General features: G+C 65.8%; 28 protein-coding genes and 1 tRNA gene. 7 read left to right on the top strand and 22 right to left on the bottom strand.

Features of this window, described 5'->3' with window-relative positions:
- Positions 1-155: 155 nt before the first annotated feature.
- Positions 156-1574 (bottom strand): MBL fold metallo-hydrolase, encoded by a 1419-nt coding sequence (locus tag Leucomu_RS10850; RefSeq protein WP_128387237.1) that lies wholly within the window; start codon positions 1572-1574, stop codon positions 156-158.
- Positions 1575-1767: 193 nt separating this feature from the next.
- A complete protein-coding gene (locus Leucomu_RS15205; RefSeq protein ID WP_017883397.1) occupies positions 1768-1953 on the bottom strand; it encodes a hypothetical protein in 186 nt (61 codons plus the stop codon).
- A gap of 109 nt (positions 1954-2062) precedes the next feature.
- Here Leucomu_RS15205 and Leucomu_RS10840 point away from each other — a divergent pair, with 109 nt between their 5' ends.
- From Leucomu_RS10840 to Leucomu_RS10810, 7 genes are all read left to right on the top strand, one after another.
- On the top strand, positions 2063-2359 hold the full coding sequence (locus Leucomu_RS10840; protein ID WP_128387235.1) for a metal-sensitive transcriptional regulator: 297 nt from the start codon (positions 2063-2065) through the stop codon (positions 2357-2359).
- Positions 2360-2417: 58 nt separating this feature from the next.
- A tRNA-Arg gene (locus Leucomu_RS10835) sits at positions 2418-2490 on the top strand.
- A gap of 193 nt (positions 2491-2683) precedes the next feature.
- The gene (locus Leucomu_RS10830) at positions 2684-2959 is read left to right on the top strand and encodes a hypothetical protein (protein WP_128387234.1); all 276 of its coding nucleotides are present in this window, start codon (positions 2684-2686) and stop codon (positions 2957-2959) included.
- 56 nt (positions 2960-3015) lie between these two features.
- Positions 3016-3261 (top strand): hypothetical protein, encoded by a 246-nt coding sequence (locus tag Leucomu_RS10825; RefSeq protein ID WP_128387233.1) that lies wholly within the window; start codon positions 3016-3018, stop codon positions 3259-3261.
- A gap of 360 nt (positions 3262-3621) precedes the next feature.
- Entirely contained in the window at positions 3622-3828 is a 207-nt protein-coding gene (locus Leucomu_RS10820) for a hypothetical protein (RefSeq protein WP_128386390.1), read from the top strand.
- A gap of 63 nt (positions 3829-3891) precedes the next feature.
- Complete coding sequence (locus Leucomu_RS10815) at positions 3892-4551, top strand: SOS response-associated peptidase family protein (RefSeq protein ID WP_128386389.1); 660 nt, start codon at positions 3892-3894, stop codon at positions 4549-4551.
- A gap of 104 nt (positions 4552-4655) precedes the next feature.
- Positions 4656-5909: a Fic family protein gene (locus Leucomu_RS10810; protein ID WP_128387232.1), complete on the top strand. Its 1254-nt coding sequence runs from the start codon at positions 4656-4658 to the stop codon at positions 5907-5909.
- 103 nt (positions 5910-6012) lie between these two features.
- On the opposite strand, the gene Leucomu_RS10805 is transcribed toward Leucomu_RS10810, so the two are convergent.
- From Leucomu_RS10805 to Leucomu_RS10715, 20 genes are all read right to left on the bottom strand, one after another.
- Positions 6013-7119 (bottom strand): helix-turn-helix domain-containing protein, encoded by a 1107-nt coding sequence (locus Leucomu_RS10805; RefSeq protein WP_164884541.1) that lies wholly within the window; start codon positions 7117-7119, stop codon positions 6013-6015.
- Complete coding sequence (locus Leucomu_RS15200; protein WP_164884540.1) at positions 7106-7741, bottom strand: hypothetical protein; 636 nt, start codon at positions 7739-7741, stop codon at positions 7106-7108. The genes Leucomu_RS10805 and Leucomu_RS15200 overlap by 14 nt, the downstream gene beginning before the upstream one ends.
- 192 nt (positions 7742-7933) lie before the next feature.
- Positions 7934-8257, bottom strand: coding sequence for a hypothetical protein (locus tag Leucomu_RS10800; protein WP_128387230.1), 324 nt, complete (start codon positions 8255-8257; stop codon positions 7934-7936).
- Positions 8258-8261: 4 nt separating this feature from the next.
- Entirely contained in the window at positions 8262-8510 is a 249-nt protein-coding gene (locus tag Leucomu_RS10795) for a hypothetical protein (protein WP_017883455.1), read from the bottom strand.
- A gap of 3 nt (positions 8511-8513) precedes the next feature.
- The gene (locus tag Leucomu_RS10790; protein WP_128387229.1) at positions 8514-9044 is read right to left on the bottom strand and encodes a hypothetical protein; all 531 of its coding nucleotides are present in this window, start codon (positions 9042-9044) and stop codon (positions 8514-8516) included.
- Positions 9041-9787, bottom strand: a complete 747-nt coding sequence (locus tag Leucomu_RS10785) for a hypothetical protein (protein WP_128387228.1) — start codon at positions 9785-9787, stop codon at positions 9041-9043. Before Leucomu_RS10785 ends, Leucomu_RS10790 begins: the two co-directional genes overlap by 4 nt.
- Before the next feature lie 81 nt (positions 9788-9868).
- Positions 9869-10660 carry a hypothetical protein gene (locus Leucomu_RS10780; RefSeq protein ID WP_128387227.1) on the bottom strand — a complete coding sequence of 264 codons (792 nt, stop codon included), beginning with the start codon at positions 10658-10660 and terminating at the stop codon, positions 9869-9871.
- 9 nt (positions 10661-10669) lie between these two features.
- Positions 10670-12163, bottom strand: coding sequence for a Gp37-like protein (locus tag Leucomu_RS10775; RefSeq protein WP_128387226.1), 1494 nt, complete (start codon positions 12161-12163; stop codon positions 10670-10672).
- Positions 12163-13107 carry a hypothetical protein gene (locus Leucomu_RS10770; protein ID WP_128387225.1) on the bottom strand — a complete coding sequence of 315 codons (945 nt, stop codon included), beginning with the start codon at positions 13105-13107 and terminating at the stop codon, positions 12163-12165. The genes Leucomu_RS10775 and Leucomu_RS10770 overlap by 1 nt, the downstream gene beginning before the upstream one ends.
- Positions 13104-15659, bottom strand: a complete 2556-nt coding sequence (locus tag Leucomu_RS10765; protein ID WP_128387224.1) for a phage tail protein — start codon at positions 15657-15659, stop codon at positions 13104-13106. The genes Leucomu_RS10770 and Leucomu_RS10765 overlap by 4 nt, the downstream gene beginning before the upstream one ends.
- Before the next feature lie 13 nt (positions 15660-15672).
- Entirely contained in the window at positions 15673-16095 is a 423-nt protein-coding gene (locus Leucomu_RS10760) for a hypothetical protein (protein WP_128387223.1), read from the bottom strand.
- Positions 16038-16457 carry a hypothetical protein gene (locus tag Leucomu_RS10755; protein WP_128387222.1) on the bottom strand — a complete coding sequence of 140 codons (420 nt, stop codon included), beginning with the start codon at positions 16455-16457 and terminating at the stop codon, positions 16038-16040. The genes Leucomu_RS10760 and Leucomu_RS10755 overlap by 58 nt, the downstream gene beginning before the upstream one ends.
- A gap of 84 nt (positions 16458-16541) precedes the next feature.
- Entirely contained in the window at positions 16542-17123 is a 582-nt protein-coding gene (locus Leucomu_RS10750; RefSeq protein WP_128387221.1) for a hypothetical protein, read from the bottom strand.
- 66 nt (positions 17124-17189) lie between these two features.
- Positions 17190-17639 carry a hypothetical protein gene (locus Leucomu_RS10745; RefSeq protein WP_128387220.1) on the bottom strand — a complete coding sequence of 150 codons (450 nt, stop codon included), beginning with the start codon at positions 17637-17639 and terminating at the stop codon, positions 17190-17192.
- Positions 17629-17898 (bottom strand): HK97 gp10 family phage protein, encoded by a 270-nt coding sequence (locus Leucomu_RS10740; RefSeq protein WP_128387219.1) that lies wholly within the window; start codon positions 17896-17898, stop codon positions 17629-17631. Before Leucomu_RS10740 ends, Leucomu_RS10745 begins: the two co-directional genes overlap by 11 nt.
- Entirely contained in the window at positions 17898-18248 is a 351-nt protein-coding gene (locus Leucomu_RS10735) for a hypothetical protein (protein ID WP_128387218.1), read from the bottom strand. The genes Leucomu_RS10740 and Leucomu_RS10735 overlap by 1 nt, the downstream gene beginning before the upstream one ends.
- Entirely contained in the window at positions 18229-18579 is a 351-nt protein-coding gene (locus Leucomu_RS10730; RefSeq protein WP_128387217.1) for a hypothetical protein, read from the bottom strand. Before Leucomu_RS10730 ends, Leucomu_RS10735 begins: the two co-directional genes overlap by 20 nt.
- Positions 18580-18665: 86 nt before the next feature.
- Positions 18666-18971 carry a hypothetical protein gene (locus Leucomu_RS10725; RefSeq protein WP_128387216.1) on the bottom strand — a complete coding sequence of 102 codons (306 nt, stop codon included), beginning with the start codon at positions 18969-18971 and terminating at the stop codon, positions 18666-18668.
- A 3-nt stretch (positions 18972-18974) separates the two neighbouring features.
- On the bottom strand, positions 18975-19937 hold the full coding sequence (locus Leucomu_RS10720) for a phage major capsid protein (protein WP_128387215.1): 963 nt from the start codon (positions 19935-19937) through the stop codon (positions 18975-18977).
- A gap of 65 nt (positions 19938-20002) precedes the next feature.
- Positions 20003-20587, bottom strand: coding sequence for a hypothetical protein (locus Leucomu_RS10715; RefSeq protein ID WP_128387214.1), 585 nt, complete (start codon positions 20585-20587; stop codon positions 20003-20005).
- Positions 20588-20797 lie beyond the last annotated feature (210 nt).

The raw sequence follows: 20797 nt of genomic DNA, 5'->3' as shown, positions 1-20797 counted from the left end.
TGTCTCGCAGCTCCTTGCCTACTGCGCGCGCCTGTTCGAGGCGCCTCGCTGCGTTGTCGTCGTCAGATCTACAACCCGGCAAACCGTCCTCCTCCGCCTTGCGAAGCACCCCGCCCAAGCGCTGCTCGCGACGGCAACGATCTGCGAGACACGCCCTAGGCGACGACGGGGTCGTTGCCCGGCACCGCGACCCAGCCGAGGTAGCTGCCGTCGAGCTCGACGACGTCGTAGCCCTCTCGACGCAGCGCACTCGCGGTCACGCTGCCCCGCACACCGCTCTGGCAGTAGGTGACGATCGGACCGGTGCCCCTCTCGGGGAGCCGATCCCGCTGCCACAGCACGCGGCCGCCCGAGAGCTGGGCCGCACCGGGCAGGTGGCCCGCCGCGTACTCGGTCTTGTTGCGCACGTCGAGCAGCATGGCTCGCTCGATGTCGTCGAGCTGCTCGGGCCGCACGAGGGGCGGTCGCACGAGCTCGAGGCCGTCGAGCGACGTGATGAAGCCGCGCACGGTGTCGATGCCCACGCGCACCAGGTGGTCGCGCATGATCTCGGCCTCGGTGCGCGAACCGCTCAGCAGCACGAGCGGGCGCTGCTCGGTCTCGGGGTCGTAGACCCAGGCGCCGTAGCTCGCCGCCTTCGCGATGCCGGGGATGTTGAGCGAGCGCGGCACCGTGCCCTCGTGCACGTCGTGGTGATGACGGGTATCGACGAGGATCGCTCGCTCGGCGGCGAGCTCGGCGGCGAGCCGGTCGGCCGCGTACTCGACGAGTTCCGGCGCCTCGCCGAGGATGGCGGGGCCGATCCTGTTCTGCATCTTCATGCGGCCGAAGTAGGCATGGGCGTCGGGCTGCCCGCGCAGCAGCTCGTCGACGAAGCCCTGTTCGTCGTCGGCGGCGAGGTAGGGCGCCCACCACGAGAAGTTGCGCTCGTAGCCGACGGTCGACGACGGGATCGAGCCGAGGGATCTGCCGCACGCCGAGCCCGAGCCGTGGGCGGGCAGCACCTGCACGTAGTCGGGCAGGGTGAGGAAGCGGTCGCGCAGGCTCGCGAAGAGATCCTTCGCGCCCTGGAAGCGGGTGTCGACGCCGCCGGCGGCCTCGTCGAGCAGGTCGGGTCGGCCGAGGTCGCCGACGAACACGAAGTCGCCCGTGAGCAGGAAACCGGGTTCGTCGGTCTGCGCGCCGTCGGTGACGAGGAACGACAGGTGCTCGGGCGTGTGGCCCGGGGTGTGCACGGCCTCGACGGTGATGTTGCCCAGCTCGATGCGGTGCCCGTGCTTCATGCGCACCGCGCCGTCGAAGTCGGGGCCGTAAATCCAGTCGGGTCCGCCCTCGTCGCTGACGTGCACCTGGGCGCCGGTGCGATCGGCGAGCTCGCGGGTGCCGGAGAGATAGTCGGCGTGGATGTGGGTCTCGGTGACGGCGGTGATCGTCATGCCGTTGGCGGCCGCGAGATCGAGATACACGTCGATGTCTCGGCGGGCGTCGACCACGACGGCCCTGCCTCTGGCCTGGCAGCCGATGAGATAGCTCGCCTGCGCGAGATCCTCGTCGTAGATGCGTTCGAGCAGCATGGTACCTCCTGGGGTCGTCGAGCGTGTCAGCCGCAGTGGCAGCGGTCGGTCTCGGGGACGCCGGCCAGGGCCTCCTCGATGTGGTTGCCGCAGCCGGCCCAGGTGGGCTTGCCGCAGTCGGGGCAGGTGGTGCGTGCGCACATGATCGGTGATCCTTTCGGGTGGTGCGGGGATTCGGGGTCGGTGCTGCGGATCAGCGGCCGAACAGGCGCGAGAGCAAGCCGCCGCGAGAGGCCTGCGCGGCCTCGGTCTCGGCCCTGCTGTGCGTGCCGCCGCACCAGTCGTTCCTGGGCACGGAGGCTTTGACAGCCGCGACGTGCTGGCCGCAGCCGGCCCAGGTGGTCTTGCCGCAGACGCGGCATCGGGTGGGGCGGCACATGGGGTGTCCTTTCGCGGAAGCTAATACCCCTGGGGGTATCCTGTGATAGAGAAAATATACCCCATGGGGTATCCTGGCTGTCAAGTCAGATTTCGAATGGGAGAGCGACATGAGTGATGCGAGCATCGAAGAGGGGGCCGTCTTCGGCCACGACCCTGAGGCCAAGCGCAAGGTCGTCAACCGGCTGCGCCGGGCGCAGGGGCAGCTCGCGGCGGTGGTCGACGCCGTCGAGGGAGACGCGCACTGCCGCGACGTGGTGCAGCAGCTCGCGGCGGTCTCGAAGGCGCTGGATCGTGCGGGCTTCCTGGTGATCTCGTCGTCGCTCAAGGAGTGCCTCGCCAACCCCGGCGCCGAGGGCGCCCCGCAGCCCGACGAACTCGAGCGACTGTTCCTGTCGCTCGCCTGAGGGGGTGGCACGGGCGGCCTTCCGAAGTGCGCTAGGCTAGTCGCGGCTGCCCGTGCTCGCCTCCGTAGCTCAGGGGATAGAGCGCCGGTTTCCGGTACCGTAGGTCGGGGGTTCGAATCCCTCCGGGGGCACGAAAGCAGCCGCAAGAAACACCAGAACCCCCTCAACATCCGCAGAAACAAGCGGATGTTGAGGGGGTTTTCTTGTGCCTGTGGGGCGCGTGGATGGGCTCGCTATTGGCGCCAGTAAACACGCAGTACACACGGCGCGCCGTGCAGCGCATTCTCTGGCGGGGGTCGAGGGCATGGGCGATAGCCTCGTCTCATGCTGTATGCCACGATTCGTCTCGCTGAAACCCACCAGGTCACCGTGGAAGGGGAGTCGCTCGGCGAGATCCAGCAGCATCTCCGGGAGCAGTGCCCGGATGGGTTCGTGCTGACGCTGGCGCCCGTCTCGATGGCGAAGGCGTCGATGGCGATCACTGCGACCGGCACCTATGAGCGGCGCGACAAGGTGCAGGAGATCGAGGCACCCAGCTATGCCGAGTTACGGGCTGCGGTGCCCGAGGGGTGGCAGATGCTCAGCGTGCGGCGGGTCTGATGTCGGGGGTCGCGGCTACTCTCGCCCGCATGGGTGGGATGCCGTGGAGTCCGATGATGACGCTGACGCGCGTCAGCGATGAAGAGGCGTGGATGTACGACGGCTCGATCCGGGTCGCGATCATCCGCCGGGTGCGAATCGGGCGCCCGTCCGCGCTGCTCTGGCGCTCGGTGACCGGCGACGAGGATCCCGACGTACGCGCCCTCGTCGGGTACTTCCCGAGCGTGCAGATGGCTGCCGCGGTGACGTGGCGATCCTGGGATCAGCGACACAAACCCGTCGAGGGGCGCAGCCTGTCGTGATCGGATCGGCCCCCGCCGCGTAACATCATGTTGCACAATTGTGCCACATGATGTTACACTAGAGACGTCGGGGAGATACCCCGACAGAGAGGGAGGGAAACATGGAGATCATCGGGTTCTTCACCGCACTGGTCAACCTCATCACCGCCCTCATCCTCTGGCAGACCGCGAAGCGCAACCGGCGCAACCGCGACTGACAGAGAAGGGCCCCGAGTAGCCGTTAGATACTCGGGGCCCTACCCCTCCATCCTACGTCCACCAGGAGCCCCTCATGCAGACCCTCACCCTCACCCTCATCATCTCCATCGCCGCCGCGGTGATTGCTGTGGCCGCGCTCATCTACGCGATCCGAGGCCGACGATGACCAACCACGCCCGCGCCCTCACAGCCGCCGCCGACCGCCTCGAGCAGGCCCACGCCGCCCGCGACGCCGCGATCCTCGACGCCCACGCCGCCAAGATCCCCCAGACAGCGATCGCCGCGGCCGTGCGCCTCTCCCGCATGCAGGTGAGCCGCATCATCGCGGCGGCGAGCGCTGCCGCGGATCAGGAGTCGCGCTCGGAGTAGCCCATCGCCCTCGTGGGGCGCGAGGGGGTGTCCGCGGGCGGCGCGGCGGCGTAGCCTGTGCGCATGTGCAACAGCTACGGACTTGGCGGCTACCTCCACGACGGGGAGGAACCGCGCAATCCGCTCCGCCCACTGGACCAGCGCGAGTCCGAGCGCGCGATCGCGGAGTGGGCACAGGGCCGCGACGGCAGGGCCGCGATCACCGGATCGAAGGCCCGCAACCTGAACCCCATCATCCGCGCGGCCGAGGACGGTGATCGTGAGCTCGTGTTCGGGTGGTGGTGGCTCTGGCTTGACGGCAGCGGGCCGGTGAAGTTCTCCGCGTTCAACTCTCGCGACGACCGGCTGTTGCGCTCGTGGAAGAAGCCGTTCCAGCGCCGCGCGCTGCTGCCGGCGAGCTGGTACGTCGAGAAGAAAGGGCGCTTCGCGCTGCCAGACGGCGAGCAGTTCGGGATCGCCGCGGTCACCTCCACCGTCACCACCGACGACGGTGAACTCACAACGTACTCGATGGTCACCCGCGACGCCCCCACCGGCAGCGAAGCGGCCGAGTACTGGCCGCGGATGCCGCTCGTTCTCCCACGCGACGAGCACGGCGACTGGCTTGATCCCGAGCAGCCCGGCGACGCTGCGCTGGTAGCGAAGGTGCAGCGCGCGTCAGAGGGGATCTCGCACGAGCTCACAACGGCCCCATTGGCAAGATGCCATCGCTCTTTTGGATAGTGGCGGATGTAGGCGCAGATCCGCGCTGACTGAGACTGGGCTAATGTGCCTGGAGTTGTGACATTGGGTTGGACAATTTGAACTAGCATTAGTAGTGTGACCCAATGGAGACAACGCATCGCGCATACGCTGATAGTCACCCTTGGTTAACATTTAAGTTCGACAATCGCGATCTTCCGCCGCTAATTTGGGCCCAACTTGGCGAGTGCTACTCCAAGTCAATGCACCTCATCGGCACGCCTCTCATGCCAGGCACAGCAGATCATCTATCAGTAATTTATCTGCGCCGTGGGGCCCTTGCCTCGGCACAGATCGAGGGAAACACTCTTACCCAAGAAGAAGTCGACAAGCTGCTCGAACGAGGCAAGACGCAGCCGCCGTCGCGCGAGTACTTGGAGCAGGAAGTTCTCAATGTCATGGCAGCTCTAGAATCAGTGAGAGAGACTGCTGCTTCGGTCGACGGCGATTTCCGCTTAACTCCAGAGTGGATCAAGAGTATCCACGCCATGCTCATGGCCGACATGGAACTTGAAGACCATGTAGTCCCGGGTGAATTTCGCGACGTGAACGTAGGGGTAGGGCTCTATAGAGGTGCGCCCACAGAAGATGTCGAGTTCCTTATGCAGAAGCTCTGTGACTGGCTTAACGCCATTCTCGATGACGCCGCTAAGCAGGAGCAGCCAGAGAACCGATTCTATTTTGTGTTCCTTGCCGCAGTTCTTGCGCATCTCTATGTCGCTTGGATCCACCCGTTCGGAGACGGCAATGGTAGGACCTCGCGGCTTATTGAGTGCGCTATTCTCGCTACCTCCGGATTGGTGCCGTGGGTGAGCGCAAACGTGCTTTCAGACTTCTACAACCGAACCAAGTCTCGTTACTACACCAGGCTCAGTGAAGCCTCAATCCATGGAGATGTGGTGGGATTCGTCGCATATAGCGCTCAGGGCTTTCGTGATGAACTCCGTGCGCAGGTAGAAGCCGTCCAGCATCAACAGCGCCTGGTGGCATGGGTCAACTATGTTCACGAACGCTTCCGGAACGAACCTCAGAACCGAATTGCTAAGCGGCGACGTGACTTGCTGCTTTCGATGGATGAGGATGTCGAGTACACGCGCGATCAGTTGGAGATCATTACAGCTTGGCACGCGCGCGAGTACGCCAAACAGCATCAGCGAACGCTTTCCCGCGACCTGGGCAAACTCAAAGAACTGGGGCTCGTCGAAGAAGTTCGAAAAGGAGTGTTCGAAGCGAAGGTTTGGCTGATGAGTGCCTTCATGCCAGTACCTCAGCTTGGCACCGTCATGCCTGTTCGAGCAGATGCTGGTTCACTAGTGGCTGAGGGGGGAACAACGGAGTAACGCTGAACATCGAAAGCGCCCCCGCACTCGAGCTCGTGAGAGCAAGGGTGCGGGGGCGCAGTGCGTAGAGTCAGCGTCGGCGGGCAACCGTACTCAGTAAGAGCTAGCCGTGACCCGCCCAGGGGAGTTGGGCGACTGGGCGTGGCGTGCTCGAGGAAGGCTTACGCGTCGATGGAGACGGTGCGAGCGAACGAAGCATCATCACAGGGAGTGCCATCTCATTTTCGATCTCGGGCGCACTGTAAGGTGATGGGCCATAGCGCTCCTGCAAAAGCCTGAAGAGCAAGCGGGGTGACTCCGCGCCCACCTCGACCGGCTCGTTCTTTCGCCAACCCCTCGCAGAAAGCTGTTTCCACAGTGTCTGCGACCGGGCTGCGTCAATTTGCTCGACCGCCTGGGCTCGCATCAAGATCGCCTGAATCGAAAGCCCCCAAGTGGCCTTCACCCGGCGCAAATCTACTAACGTCGCATCGTGGGCGACATGCTCTCGAACCTGCGGGGCAGGGATCAGGAACGCGCCAGCGAACAGGTTAGCTTCACGCTCCGGGTCTGAGGAACGCCGGAAGCTGTGCAACACGAGATGCCCGAGTTCATGCGCAAGCGTGAATCGATCGCGGTCTCCTCGAACCTGCATCACACCGATCAGGGCGGCCTCGCCGCGACCTGCGGACCAAGAGACCCCAGAGTGCTTGACGAAGCCGTCATCATGGCCATTCATAGTCGCCACCGCCACCCCTGCACGCTCAAGCGCACGTGTGACATTGGAGATCGGAGCGTCTGCAGCGATTCCCAGAATCTCACGAGTCTGCTGCGCAAGTTCATCGATGCGGGCTACATCGAGCAGTTCAGCATCATCCTGAACTGCCAGTAGCTGCTGGCGGGGATAACCAGAGCCATCAAGCAGCGATTCTGTGACTCGGAACGCCTCCGAGAAGAGCTCATGGACGCGCGCCGTATCAGACACCCGCGCGCCCGACTGCTTGCGATAATGCAAGCTATCGCGGGGAATTGAACGCGGAGTTACCGTGAAGTACTCGAGCGGAAGTGCCAACGCCGAAGAGAATGCCACCGCGAGCTGCTCCGTGAAATCTCGCTGATGCTTCTCCACCATCGAGACCATCGATTGCGCTACGCCAGCCGTCTCCGCGAGCGCAGTCTGAGTCACCCCGGTGAGTGCGCGAGCGGAAATGAGGCGCTCAGGCAGAAACACTGCCGGCCCCTTCCTGCGTTTCCTCAGCCGCTTCACGCTTACTGGGCATAACCAGATCCTCCTCGTCGTCGCGCGTATCGAACCCGCCATCCTCAAAGAACTCGAGATCATTGAGCGGAATCGAGAGGTCCGTCTGGGCCTTTTCGCCGTACTTCCAGGTCCCGACTGGATGCACAACACGCATGAAAGCCGTACCGGCCGCGAAGTCCGCGGTCCAGAGCAGGAGAAGCATCTCAACACTGCGAGCCACCAGTGCCTCATCATCGAACAGGCCTTGATTCGAATACCAGTACTGCCGCGCAAGGTTCGTACCCGGGGCCGGTACGACTCCCGAAGTGTGCAGGAATCGAAGCGCGAGGCCTTCGGTGCGCAGGTGGATCGGCGTATTGTTGCGCTGCCCTAGATCCAGCGCCCATGGCCCCAGATCCACACCGCACAGGCGCTTGTGCATGCGGGCACGAGCCATATGCACGCGAGTCGGCTGATAATGGTCGGTGTGAGGGATCTCAAGCACTGAGGCGGCAGATTCGGCGGTCGTTACAGCATCTTCGCTGATCTTGGCCAGGGTTCCGGCGATGGGTGCGAGTGCCAGTCGCACCCGCTCATGCAAGGGTGTGTCCATGCGAGTGATAATATCACAATGTATTACACACCTCCTGGAATCCTCCAACTCCAAGGCTGTGGCACAGCCTTGCGTGAAACGCAGAAACGCGACCCCGCCGCTCCGAAGAGCAGCGGGGTCGCGTTTCAATTGCTGTCATATTCTGACAGAACTGGTGCGGTTGGCAGAATATGACAGCCAACGTAACCAGCGTCAGTCGACGGCGTAGCGGGGCACGTAGTGCGGGCGCGCATCGGATCCGAGCATGATGCGTTCAACGGCCGGCCAGCGATCGCCGAGCCACTGCGCGAGCCTCTGGTAAGCGAGGATCACGAGCGCGATCACGAGCGCCTGCAGCAGCGCGAGTGCCGGCACCGACACGATGCCGGCCTCCGCGATCACGCCGTCGACCCACGCGAGCGCGGCGGCCAGCGCGGGGATCTGTGCGACGAGGCGGGCGACGAGCACGGCGATCAGGGCGGCCATGATCGTGCGCCGGTCCTGGTTCTTGCGATCGGTCTTGGTCTGGGTGGTCATGGGGTTACTCCTTCATGAAGGGGGGCAGGGTGTCTTGGGTCCAGGTGCCGGTCTTGAGCATCTCGACGCGGTGCGCGTGCAGGCTCTCCTTGAGTTTGCGGTTCTCAGTGAGCGCCGCGGCGTGCGCGTCGACTTGCTGGCGGCGCTGCTCGGTGGACTGTTGGATGCGGTTGGCGAGGATGCGGCCGAGCCACACGAGGAGGGCGCCCGCGAGGGTGTACCAGAGCTTGTCGGGGCTGTCGATGATTCCCACCGGCTACCCCCTCGGCTTGAACGGGTACCGCCAGATCATCCCGAGACGGAGCGCGAGCACGCAGGAGGCGATGAGGATCACACCGGCCTGGGTGAGTCGCGACCCGGTGGACTGGAAGTGGAGCACGATCACGATGTACGCGTACGCGGCGAGACCGGCGACCATCGCGACGATCGCCCACCGCTCGAGCTCCCACCATTCCCGCCAGCCCGCGAGCATGCCGAGCGCACCACCGACGAGGAACATCAGGCCAACGACGGTCATGCCGCCGGCCCCGAACACGCCCTCGAGCGATTGCGGCGGCCACGCGAGCGTCACCACCCCCGTCGCGACGAACAGGGCGTAAGCGCAGGCGTACACCGTGGACGCGTAGCGAGGTTCGGGGACGAGGCGCAGCCAGCGCGCCCGCACCCACCCCGCCACGGCGCGGGCAGGCTGTGCGCCGTGCTCGCGCGCCCACACGATCGCAGTGAGCGCCGCGAGCACGAGCAGCGCGAACCCAGCTGCGGCGAGCGCGGTCGCGATCGGGCTCACGCGTACTTCTCCTTGAGCTCGAGCCAGCGCTCCACGGTGACTTCCATCGGCTGTCCGAACTGGCTCGCGAGTGCGTTCGCGTACTGCTTGCGGGCGCCGTTCTTGTCGTACTCCTCCCAGGAGCCCTTCACGCCGGGGCGGTAGATCGCGTATGCGGGAGAGCCGTCCTGCCGGGCGCCAGTGGTCAGAACAATGAGATGCATGGGGTCGTCCTTTCGTCGTCGCGCACGCGCGAGCGCCGCGGCCTTCTGAGACGCGGCGAGCGCCGGCGTCTTGGAGGTGTGGAAGGCGCCCACGGTGAGCGCCTTCGGGCGGAGCGCGCCGAGCACACCCCGCGGGATGAGGTCTGCGATCTGCACCGCGCCCGGGTTCTGGGTGAGGCAGCGCAGCATCCCGTTCGCGAGCACCTCGAGCAGGGTCGCGATGTGCGAGAGCGGGTACCAGACCGACCCGAGCTCCCAGATCACGACGTCGCCCGGGCGGAAGGGTTGGCCGGCGGGGATCTTCTCGAACCACTGCCCGAGGCCGGAGCGGTCGAAGTGGTGCCAGACGTTGCAGGCCCAGCCCGCGTGCGGGCCGGTGCCGCCGGCGTTCGTGTATGTCGGCCACGACGGAACGCCGAGGAAGTTCGTCGCGTAGTGCGACCACTGGTCCCAGCACTGCGCGCCGAACACCCGGTCGACGTCGATCCACTGGTAGCGGACGCGCTGCACGTAGGCCGCCAGATCTGTTGCGGTTGCCATACGGTTCCTTCCTCGAATGCGAAGAGCCCCGCTACTCAGCGGGGCTCTCGATGGGATCGGGTAGTGCCGCGTGAAGTTCACCTACCGGTTGAGGGGCACTACGCGCCACAGGATCGTGACCGCCCGTTCAACGGCTGACCCGATCTGCATGTAGCGGCCGTTGACCCGAGTCGTTCCGCCTGACGAAGCTGCGATCGAGGCCACGCTGAAGAACCCATATCCATTGCCCGTGTTGAGGGGTGTGACCTGCAGTTTTTCGCGGGTGGGGTCGATCTCAACCGGCACGTCGTAGTTCACGACGCGCAGCCTGATCTCACCGAAGGTCGCATTCCACGCTGCCGCCGGATTCGTCATGATGCCAGCGCGAGAGAGCGGCCCCTGTTCGGCTGCGTCCCAGAAGGCCCAGGGGCCGGGGATCACGCCAGCGGGCTTCGCGCTCATCTGCCAGAGTTGCAGCTCGGTCGTCCCGGATCGGGCGTACACCCAGGCCACCGGCTCGTCATCGACGACACCGACCGAGCGATTCCGGCCGGCGGGCAATGTCGAGGGCGGGGCGGTCTGCGCTGAGTTCGGGCCGGTCGCGCCCGGGATCAGCAGGTACTGCGCCGACCGTGCTGCGCCCCAGGTGCGGCGCAGCACCAGCAGATGCCACTGCCCCGTCGTAGGTGCCGGGACCGCGACCGAGGTGATGGTGTCGGTCGCGACCAGTACCCCGGCCCCGACCGATGCTCGGGGGTCGATGAGCAGGGTCCGCCCGGACGAGCGCACCGGATCCCCGGAGGTGAGCACGTACTTCTGGGCCACGGCGGTCATGATCTGCGCCCACTGCGTCTCCGAGACGGTGCCTTGGAAGCCCGCGATTGTCATAGCCATCTGGCTCTCCTATCTGCTTGAGTTGTCTCTGCGCTGGCGATCGGCGACCGCCCGCAGTGCGCGCGCCTGCACTTCATCCGAGGACGCCACCTCGGACCCGACCTGCGGGGTGACCGTGAGACCCGAATCGCGGGAGAGAGCAATGGTGACCTTCTCGACGCGCTTGCGCAGCACCATCCACCCCAAGTCGATCGAGACGATCTGACCCAGGACATAGCCGGACTCGCCGCCGTAGTAGATCTCGCTCGTCTCCTGCAGCTCGACCGACACCTCGGTCTCCGGCGCCGCCTCAGCGAGATACCGGGCACCCTGCTGATCGAAGTACGCCCTGGCGCGGTTCTTGTACCCCTGCGGGACGGCAGGGTCCACGAAGTAGAACCGAGGGAAATCCTCGTAGCCTTCCTGGTTGAGGGCCAGAAGCTTGGCTCCGGTGGCGTCCTTGAAGACCTCGATGACGCGGCCGTGCTGCTCTCTGTCGAGCTGCTGGCGCTCTTGGAAGAGCCGCGCTTCCTGCTCGCCAGGACCACCGAGGATGACTCGCGACGCAGTGTGCTCGGCCATCGACCAGGCGCCGTCGATGACGGTTCCAGCTGCGACGGACAGCGGCACCGGGTACGGGTCGGGGCAAGCTTCGTAGCCGACGCGCACGTTGTAGGCGCCGCCCCCGATCTCCCCGGATGCGACCACGTTGAAACTATTGTTGTGCTGGTCCGCCCACGTCTGAAAAGCCGCCATCACCTCGCGCAGCGTCTGGAAACGTGGCGAGAACCCATCGAACCCGAACGCCCACGGTACGGCCTCTGTTGGGGAGCCCCACCGTGCGGCGTCGACGACCTGATACGGCGCTCCGAAGGCGCTCGGCAGGTAGATGCCCGCACCTTCGATCAGGCCATCCCCTGCCGGGGTCGAGGGATGCACGCTCCACAACGTGCCGCGCCGGTAGCCGACCCGCTTCAGATTCGACACGAGCATCGGGGCGATCAGCTCACCCACGACCGCCGGCTTGCGGCGGAACGTCCAAGTCGTCGAGTCCGTGTAGGGCCACACCCACATGTAGTGACCGGGGTCCATGAACGGATCCGGGAACGACTGGGCCGTGTCCTTCTCGGCCTCCGCCTCGATCTTCGACGAGGAGTACAGGCCGGCCCAGGATCCCGAGAAGACCGCCGGCGTCGGCATCACCCACGCGAGCGTCTGATCGAATACCTCGTCCTCGCTGCGCGCGTACACCGTGATCGGGGCGTCGGGCCGGACCCCTCCGGCACGCCGGTACACGTGCCCGATGAACTCGCACCGGCCACGGAACCGCACGACGACGCCGCACATCTCCCGCATCAGCAGCTCGCGCTGCGGCGAGTCCGCATCCACCCCGATCTCCAGCACGTCAGCCGACGAGCGGATCTTCGTGAGCACCACATGCATCGGGTCACCGAGCACACCCCAGTCCTCCTGATAGTCGGGAGAGCACAGCCGGATCTCCAAGCTGTCGTTGAGCAGTGCCATCAGATCGCCCTCCAGTACTTCGGCCGGTACGTCAGTCGCGCCTCGCCCGCGCCTGCCAGTGTGAGCAGCACCACCTGCACGTCAGGCTCGAACGTCGGCGCGATCGGGAAGAACGCGCGCCCGGTCAGCTGCGCGGTCACGTTGGTGCCGCCGCTCGTCGCACCCTTCGCGCGCAGCATCGCCGCCTGCGCGGTCGGATCGAAGTCGATCACGAGCTGCTCCGACCCCGACACCGGGATCTCGGCCGACACAGCCGACTCCACGAACAGCGGCTGCGTGCTGAAAGCGCTCGCGGGACCCAGGATCGTGAGCGTCGGCCACGCCTCCACATCACCGGCCACCGTCAGCCCGGTAGAACCGTCCTGAGCACCCGGCACGATGTAGAACGGGGGTGCGGCATTCGACGTGCCGAAGAACGGTTCGACGGACGGCTGCACGGCCATCACCGCGAGTTGCTCCGGGCCCAACCAGAATGGGTTGTCGGCGGTGAGCGCTACGCCGACAACCTGTCGGATCTGCGTCGGATCGTGAGCGTAGACCGTAGCGTTCTCGTCTAGGAAGACGAGCAGCTCACGCCACGAACCATCGGGCGCGTACACCCGCCACGCCGACTCCCGGTCCGGGGAAAGGCAGGACCAGAACAGGCGCTGCACGGCAACCCAGTCCTGGCCCGCTTGGCTGAACGCGACGGGAAGGAACGCCGAACGGGCGGTGGGACGGGTGCCGGTACGCACCCGCCCAGCCCCGCGAGGCGTCTCACGCGCGAAAACGTCGATCCCTGGCCCGCCCATGCCTTCGATGCCGGTGGCAACGCGAGGCCCGACACCGGAGGAGACGACGGCACCAGCCGCGGTCTCGATCCGATATCGGGCCTCTGTGAGATCCCACACGACGAACCGTGCCGCCTGGGTGGGGTGTGGCATTCTCAGCTCGTGACGGATCATCGGATACCTCCCACCCCATAGACAGCGTCCGCCCGGCGACGCTTCTTATCGATCTCCTCGGCCACGTGCTCGGGGTTGCCGTACACGGGGCCGGTGATCTGCACTACCGTGGACGCACCACCGGCACCCCCGGCCGCCGGGACCCCTCCCGCTGCCGCGAGGCGGGTGCCGCCGAGCGCAAGATCCATCACGGCCGACACTCTCGTCTGCAGTGAGCTCCCGCTTCCGCCGGAGAAGGCGTCAGCAAGCGTGGACGCGAGCCCCTCGCTCGACGCTTCAACCTTCGATCGCTGGCTGTCGAGCCCGATTGCGAGGCCTTCGCCAGTCCACACGCCGAGCTGCTTGAACACCTTCGACGGGGAGGCGATACCGAGGAACGACTTCACCTTGCTCACCATGGAGCTGCCGAGATTGGTGACAGCGCGCACGGCGTTTGAGACCATGTCGTTCACGCCGTTGATCAAGCCTTGCACCATATCCCGACCCACCGAGACGAGCCACGATCCAGCACCGCTCAGAGCGGAGACGATCCGGCCGGGGAGACCGGTCACGAAGCTCACCGCCGACTCGACCCCGGACCGGAAGGCGCCAGAGACGTTCTGCCAGATGCTCCGGGCTGCGCCGAGGAATTGGTCGAGCCCCTGCTTGGCTAGATCCATGTTGCCGGTGATCAGGCCGACGATGAACTTGAGAGCGCCGCCGAGGGCGAGGCCGATCTGTTGCCAGATATCAGCGAAGAACTGCCGGACTGATTCGAGTCCGGACTTCACTTCGGTCCACTTCTCCGACAGCCACGCGATCACGGGGCCGACGGTCTCCGCCACGACGACCGAGAAATCGTTGAACCAGATGATCAGATCGGAGATCGCATCGAGCACCGATTCCGATGAGCCCGCGATCCCGCCGAGCTTCTCAGCAGTCTCAGACAGGCTCGAGTCGCCCGACAGCCAGCCCAGCAGAGCACTGATCTGCTCACCCCAGACGCCCCACGCGTTCGCGACATCCACGAGGATCGGAGTGATTGTTTCGAGGGCATCGACGATGACCGGTAGCGCATCGGTTCCGAGCTCGATCCACTTCGGGAGGTTCTCGGCGACCGCGTTCGCAAGCTCGATCAGGGAAGGCGCCGCCTCCTTGACTGCGGCTCCGAGCTCGGGGCCTACCTGATCGATGACATCGTTCAGGACGGGCACGAGCTCGTCGTTCGCGATCTTCGCGAGTTCCGTCAGCGTCGGCATGAGCGATGTGCCGAGCTTCGCCTGCGCGTTCTCCCACTCAGCGGTGAGACGCTGCTGCTGGCCGGCGAGCGTGTCTGATTCGCGGGCGAAAGTGCCCGAGGCATCCGCGGTCTGCTCATAGATCATCGCGAGCGTCTCGTTGGCCTCTGCAGCCTTGAGAGCGTCGCCTTCGAGTTCGTTCAGGCCTTTCGCGGCGAGGCGAGCGTTGATGTCGGCCTGCTTGATCGCAACGCCATAGCGCTCGATTGGATCTCGCTCTCCACGAAGCGCGGACGACAGAGCATCCACAGCATCCGAAGTCGGTCCGCCGAATTGGGCGGAGAGATCGGCGCCGAGGGAGATGAGGTTGCCGGTCTGCGATATCACGTCGCCCATGGGGAGACCCATGTTCTTGAGCTGCGCGCCAACGACGGTCGCGAACTCCTGATACTTGACCTGCGAGAGGCCGACAGATTGGGCAGACTCTGCAGACCACGTCTTGATGGTCTCCGCGTTCTCCTTGAAGATCGCGTCGACTGCGCCCATCGACTGCTCGAGGCTCGACGCGGCGCTGACCGAATCCTTCACATAGGTGATGACCGACGACACTGCGGTGTCGATCGCGTTGCTCACCATCGACCCGATGCCGAGCGCCGCGACGGCTGCGAGGATGACGGGAGCGGCCTTACCGATTCCGGCCGCGATACCGCCCGAGAACTTCTTGCCGCCAGAATCGCCCACAGAGCCGAGTTCGGTGCCGGCTCGATCCGCGGAGCGGGAGAGGTCTCCGAAGCCGTCCTGAGCACCGTCTGCGGCGTCCTCGACCTGCTTCAACTCCCGTTCGGCCTTATCGGTCGCATCCGCGAGCCGAGTCTGTGCCGTGCTGAGCTTGTCGGTTGCCGACTTCGTATCGTCTTGCCTGGCGGCGAGGGTGCGCTGCGCAGCCTGCAGCCGCTCCTCCGCGCGGACCACCTGAGAGGAATCCGCGGCGTACTTCTTGCCGGTCTCCGCAAGCTGAGCCTCCGCAACACGGACCTTGCCCGCGGCGTCCTGCTCCTTGAGCCGTGCCTGCGACACTTCGCGTGCGGCCTTCGCGACATCGGCGCGCATGCTCTTCGTGAGCTGCTCGACGGTCTTCTTCGTCTCCCCACCGAATGCAGAGTGGAAGCCCTTGCCCGAGTCAGTGCCCGCCTTGGTGCCGGCCGAGGCGAATCCCTTCTCGAAGGCGCCCTTGGCTTCCTTCGTGGTGGCATCCACCTCGGCGCCCACCGCGCGGCGGAACCCCTTGATCGTCGGGACGATCGCAACCTCGCCGACACCTACCTGAGTCGCCACAGTCGGCCTCCTCTCAGTCGTCGAGCGAGAACGGTGCAGTGGCGCGTGCGTACTCCACGAGTTCGTCGCGCTCCTCCGGGGTGACGTCAGCCTCAGGCGAGGCACGCTCAGGGAACGGGCCCGGCAACTGCACCGGCTCCGCCCCGTCCGGTCGGTAGAGGTTGATCATTCGCGTCGCGTGGAGGATCGATGCGATCTCGCCGTACGTCGTCGGCGATGCCATGCCGTTCAGGGCCGACCAGTAGTGCGAGCCCGGGTGGTTTCCGAGCTCATCGATCAGGTCGATCGCTTCCGGCCACGGGATGCCCTCACCGATATCAGAGAGGGGCACCCCGAACTCGTGCCGGAAGTCGAAGGCAAGCTCGGCGCGATAGGTCTTTACCGTCGCGGCGAGCGCCGCAATTTTCCCAGCGACACCTGCGTCCGCTGCTTCCACGCGCGGAAGAACAGCAGCGAGACCGCAATCGCGTCGGCCATGTCGATGCCCTTCAACGTCTCGACCATCTCCTCGTCGCCGATGATCTCGAGCAGCACGAGGAGCTGGTCAAGCTCATCGGCATCGGACTGCGTTCGCGACTTCAGGTCCTGGATCTGGTTGTACGAGAGCTTGAGGGGGAGCCGGAGCTCGCCGGGATCGTCGAGGCGCACGATCAGCGTCGACCCGGCGATGAAGCAGGGGAAGCGATCGTCGCTGTCGTCCTCGACGACGGGGATCTCGTACTCGTCGACGTTGAGCAGTTCTTCCTCGAGTGCCTCGGGAGTCTCGTCGATGGCCTCGGGGGTGGAGTTCTCGGTCATGATGGGTTCCTTCGTGTGGTGGGTGGATGGTGGGTAGGGGAGTAGCCGGGGCAGCGCACCCACCGAGCGCTGCCCCGGGGCCTGTTACGGGGTGACCGGCGCCGGCGGGATGATCCACTGCCGGTAGTGGCGGTTACCCACCACCCCCGATCGGTCGACCTTGAACGTGACAGCCTGGCCCTGCACGCTGCCGCGCTCGGACTTGTCGAGCTTCACAAGCTGCACGCCGACGTTCGGCATCGCCCGGCGACGGATCCAGCCGCTCTTGAACACCTCATGCGAGAACAGAACGACTCGCTTGTCGTTCGACGCCTCTTCGATGTCGGCGGCACCGTCGGCGTCCGGAGCCTCGCCATAGAGGAGTTCCTGGTTCTTCGCCTTGTGCTCGGCGAGAGTCGCGGCGATGGTGACGTTCGCGAGGCCGGTGGGGACCGAGTAGCCCTCCTGCCAGAACTCGATCGCGTCGCCGGACGCCTCACCGGTCCAGTCGAAGCCGCCGTCCTGCTTGATCAGGCCGACCTTCGCGAACGCGGCGGCGAGCTCGAGGTCGAGCTCCGCACCCTCCGACTTCGCCGGGATTGCGGTACCGATCGGCGCCCATGCGAGAAACCCCGTGATGGGGATCCCGACGAGACCGATGTCGTTGCCTTCGGCATCTGCTGCCATGGTTCTTCTCCTTCAATGAGAAAGCCCCCGGCAGCGCCAGGGGCAAATGGATGTTGATCGGTGGGTCTAGAGCGGTGTCGATACCACCGCGAGCGAGCACGTCATGTAGCGCTGCTCGTACTGCGAGTCCTCCGGCACCGGGTAGGGGCCATGGAACTCGAGGACCGCGGCTACAGGGGACGACGGTCCAGGACGCGGCGAGGCCTTGACGATCGCTTTCACGAGCTTCGCGAGCCGGATCGCCGGGCCCGGGTTGTCCTGAGAGCCTGCGAGGCACACGATTCCCACGCCCGCGTCACCGAGCGAAATGTCGACGTCGTTGATGCCGTCGTCACGGACGATCACCTGCCACGCCGGTGGCGGTGTGGCAGGTGCGGCAGCGGGTGGCGTCCAGCGCCGATTCGACACGTGCCCTTTCGCTGCGGGGAACTCGGCGCCAGCAAGTGCCGCAAGGCGGGTGCGGATCTCTCCCGTGAGGAAGCGTTCGATGTCTGGGTCGAGGAGTTCACCGGCCACGGCCTGAGCTCCTCACCGCGCGCGCCAGATTCCCGGTGCGGGCCTCGACCTTCATGGAATGCCGTGCGCTCGCCGTCACAACGCCGACGTAACGCTTCTGCATCTTGCCGCCGGTCGCGATCTTGCGCTTGTAGTCGCCGCCGTCCTCAGGAGCGGTCGACCGTGCTTTCGCGGCGACTCTCTCGGTAGCCTCGTCGACGACCGCGCGGACTGGCGCCGATCGCAGCAGGGACTCGAAGTAGCCGTTCTGGAACTCCATCACCCCACCACCCTCGTCAATGGGATCTCCCGGATCGGCTGCCAGCCCGTCCACGGATTCACATCAGCGGAGGGCATGCCGTCGATCGAATAGGTCACGCCCTGAGCGCGGACCCGATCCTGTGCTTGCACATCCGCGTCAGGGCTGCCCAGATACAGGCTCTTCTCTTCGAGCAGTTCGTTCCGGGCCGCATCTCGCCGAGCGGACGTCGACGACGATGCAACGTACGCGCCTTCGAGCGGCAACTCGTCGGGGGTGTCCCAGGCGCCGAGGGTCACCGTGCCGGAGTAGTCGTCTAGGAGTTCGCGGCGCCGGAGGCGCACGACCTGCTCACCAGTTGGGAAGCTCATCGGGCACCTCCGGGCGGTAGCGATTGCCGAAGCGTTGCTCGTCCGGCGCGGGCGTGCGGTGCGAACGGATCACACCCGCACCTGTGCCTACGAGGTCATCGAGCTGCGCGAGCTCCTCAGGCAGGAACCACGCTGCGAGCAGGAAGCGCGCATCACGGTCGATAGATGCGGGTCCGACACGCTCTCGCAGCGCCCCCGAACGGGGACGTTCAAGGCGCCGAATGACCGCATCTGCTGCCGCCGACACGAACACCGGCTCCAGATCTGTCGTGATCGCTTCCCCGTACCTCTGGTTGAGCAGTGGCCCGAGAACGGTGATCCACGCGTTCACCTTCGTGGACTGGGCGGTGGAGAGCGTCGGGAGGAACGGGTCCAGCTTCGCTCTTGTGAGGTCCATGTCTCCGCCCCTCCCGCCTGCTACTCGTCCTCAGCGATGGTCGGCTCCGAGACGTCGGCCGAACCGGACACCTCGTCACCGTTCCCGCTGGTCTCGTGCGCCTCGATCGCGGCGAGGATGTCGTCCTTCTTGGCCGCCGACCCGAGGTCGATGCCGTGGTCGGCGGCGTACGCCTTGAGCGCGTCAACCTTCCACGACTTCGACGGTTCGGTCGGATCCGCGGCGTCGACCGAACCGGACACCTTCTCCCAGCCGAGCGCGATGTAGCCCTCAGCCAGGTTCTCGGGCACATCCACGATGCGACCCTGTGCGTGCTTGAGCTTCATGGGTCAGCCCTCCCCACCGGCCGCAGCCGGGGTCACGGCGCCCGCCGGCTGCGCGGAGGTGCCATTGGCGGTGATGGTGTTGCCGAGCGCGTAGGCGTAGCGCGCCTTGAAGCGCAGCGCCACCATGTCGCGCTCGGCGAGGTTGATCTGGTTCGCCCCGGTACCGAGGGTGGCCTGATCAAGGAACTTCACGGTGATGTCCTGGCGCTGACCGATCTTCACACGCGACTTGTCGGCGACGAGCGCAGTCGCCTGCGCCGGATCCCAGGCCCCGTTCTTCACGAACGCGGCATCGAGGCCCGCGATCGAGTCGGAGAACGAGCCCGCGTCTCCCATCGTGCGGGAGAGGATCGCGGTGCCGTCCGAGGCGCGGAGGTTCGCGAGTCGGAACCGGAGGCCCGACGAGGAGAAGATCGTCGTCGGATCGGCGCCCGAGTCCGCGACCGCGCCGGCCGCCTGGAAGATCGACCCCGCGAGGTCGTCGGCGCCCGGCGTGTTCGAGATCTGGAACACGTTGCCGCCCGCGATCGCCGCCGCGAGCAGCGCCGGATCGGTCCAGGTCGTCGGCTTCTGCGTACCGAAGAGAACCGCCTGGTCCAGCTTCTTACCGATCGCCTGACCGCCCAGCTTCGAGAGCTCCTCGAGACCGTCCTCGGTCATGTCCTCCAGCACATCCTCATGCACCGGGATGATGACCGCGATCTCTTCGACCACGAACCGCTTGTTGCCCCAGGTCGCCTCGCTGGTCGGCTTCACACCCTCGGACGCGGTAGCCGACTCCGACACCCAGTAGGCGTCGGGCAGGGTCGTGAGCACGGGCGCGTTCGTGATCTTCGTGCCCAGCGGCACGGTACCGAACGCCTGGATCGCCGCGGAGCCCTCCGAGCTCGCCGCGGCGTCGAGGAACACGTTCGAGTATTCCTCCTGGATGAGAGTCGCAACGTCGTTGCGAGAGATGTCAGCCATGAATGGCCCCTTTCAATGCGAAAGGCCGCCCGAGAGGACGGCCTGAATGGTGTTGATGATGTGGGTCAGGAGGACTTCCTGGATGCCCCGAGCTGACGCAGCGCAGCCGCAGCGCGACCCTTCGCGGGGCCCGACTCCTGCCGCTCACCCTGCTTCGGACGCGGGCGCGTCGCGGGACGAGCGCTCCCCGCCTTCACGAGGTACGGCTTGTCGGTCGCGAGCTTCTCGACCGCGGCCTTGATCGCCTCGGTGTCGGGCTCGTCGTCCTTCACGGGCAGCTTCTCCGCGTCGATGACAGCGAGCGCATCCGACGGGTCGTTGAACCCCAGCGCCGACGCGATCGCCTTCACCTCCGAGGAGACGAGCTTCGAGAGGTATCGCTGTGCGACCGCGCTCTCGGTGTCGGCCTTCGTCTGGTCGAGCGCCTTCTGGTGCTCGTCTTTCTGCGAATCGAGGTACGCGTCGTGGTCGGCTGCCTTCTTCTTGAGGGCGTCGTAGTCGGCGTACTTCGACCGTTCGCGTGCGAGACGCGATTCGACGATGCGGTCGAGTTCTTCCTGCGATGCCGGGGGCGTGTATTCCGGCTTGCCGCCGCCTGTCGGCTCGTCGCCGGCCGGGTTCTCATTCGCAGGCTGGTTCTCGGTGGACATGATGGGTGGTTCTCCTTCGCCGGCATGTTCGAGCAGGTGCCGTATCCTGCATCCCCACGAGCGTGGGTAGGTTCATTCGGGGAGCCGCAGCGCGACCGGGGTCGCCCCGGTGAACTGCAGCCCAGTGAGACCGACACGGCGTGCTGCATCCTCCGGTGCGACACCGGCACGGATGAGCGAGCCGAGGGCGTCAGCCTGGTCCTTGGTGGC

Origin of the sequence: Leucobacter muris (genome assembly GCF_004028235.1) — a bacterium.
Taxonomy (GTDB): Bacteria; Actinomycetota; Actinomycetes; order Actinomycetales; family Microbacteriaceae; genus Leucobacter; species Leucobacter muris.
This window is presented reverse-complemented; position numbering and strand designations above follow the sequence as displayed.

Bases quoted from the DNA above. Each gene is read 5' to 3' on its own strand.
- Leucomu_RS10770 (WP_128387225.1), bottom strand. From the start codon at position 13,107: ATGATCCGTCACGAGCTGAGAATGCCACACCCCACCCAGGCGGCACGG.
- Leucomu_RS10715 (WP_128387214.1), bottom strand. From the start codon at position 20,587: ATGTCCACCGAGAACCAGCCTGCGAATGAGAACCCGGCCGGCGACGAG.
- Leucomu_RS10800 (WP_128387230.1), bottom strand. From the start codon at position 8,257: ATGACCACCCAGACCAAGACCGATCGCAAGAACCAGGACCGGCGCACG.
- Leucomu_RS10810 (WP_128387232.1), top strand. From the start codon at position 4,656: ATGGAGACAACGCATCGCGCATACGCTGATAGTCACCCTTGGTTAACA.
- Leucomu_RS10735 (WP_128387218.1), bottom strand. From the start codon at position 18,248: ATGAGCTTCCCAACTGGTGAGCAGGTCGTGCGCCTCCGGCGCCGCGAA.
- Leucomu_RS10815 (WP_128386389.1), top strand. From the start codon at position 3,892: ATGTGCAACAGCTACGGACTTGGCGGCTACCTCCACGACGGGGAGGAA.
- Leucomu_RS10850 (WP_128387237.1), bottom strand. From the start codon at position 1,574: ATGCTGCTCGAACGCATCTACGACGAGGATCTCGCGCAGGCGAGCTAT.
- Leucomu_RS10775 (WP_128387226.1), bottom strand. From the start codon at position 12,163: ATGGCACTGCTCAACGACAGCTTGGAGATCCGGCTGTGCTCTCCCGAC.
- Leucomu_RS10725 (WP_128387216.1), bottom strand. From the start codon at position 18,971: ATGAAGCTCAAGCACGCACAGGGTCGCATCGTGGATGTGCCCGAGAAC.
- Leucomu_RS10720 (WP_128387215.1), bottom strand. From the start codon at position 19,937: ATGGCTGACATCTCTCGCAACGACGTTGCGACTCTCATCCAGGAGGAA.
- Leucomu_RS10840 (WP_128387235.1), top strand. From the start codon at position 2,063: ATGAGTGATGCGAGCATCGAAGAGGGGGCCGTCTTCGGCCACGACCCT.
- Leucomu_RS10785 (WP_128387228.1), bottom strand. From the start codon at position 9,787: ATGGCAACCGCAACAGATCTGGCGGCCTACGTGCAGCGCGTCCGCTAC.
- Leucomu_RS10755 (WP_128387222.1), bottom strand. From the start codon at position 16,457: ATGACCGAGAACTCCACCCCCGAGGCCATCGACGAGACTCCCGAGGCA.
- Leucomu_RS15205 (WP_017883397.1), bottom strand. From the start codon at position 1,953: ATGTGCCGCCCCACCCGATGCCGCGTCTGCGGCAAGACCACCTGGGCC.
- Leucomu_RS10780 (WP_128387227.1), bottom strand. From the start codon at position 10,660: ATGGCTATGACAATCGCGGGCTTCCAAGGCACCGTCTCGGAGACGCAG.
- Leucomu_RS10825 (WP_128387233.1), top strand. From the start codon at position 3,016: ATGACGCTGACGCGCGTCAGCGATGAAGAGGCGTGGATGTACGACGGC.
- Leucomu_RS15200 (WP_164884540.1), bottom strand. From the start codon at position 7,741: ATGGACACACCCTTGCATGAGCGGGTGCGACTGGCACTCGCACCCATC.
- Leucomu_RS10740 (WP_128387219.1), bottom strand. From the start codon at position 17,898: ATGGAGTTCCAGAACGGCTACTTCGAGTCCCTGCTGCGATCGGCGCCA.
- Leucomu_RS10830 (WP_128387234.1), top strand. From the start codon at position 2,684: ATGCTGTATGCCACGATTCGTCTCGCTGAAACCCACCAGGTCACCGTG.
- Leucomu_RS10820 (WP_128386390.1), top strand. From the start codon at position 3,622: ATGACCAACCACGCCCGCGCCCTCACAGCCGCCGCCGACCGCCTCGAG.
- Leucomu_RS10750 (WP_128387221.1), bottom strand. From the start codon at position 17,123: ATGGCAGCAGATGCCGAAGGCAACGACATCGGTCTCGTCGGGATCCCC.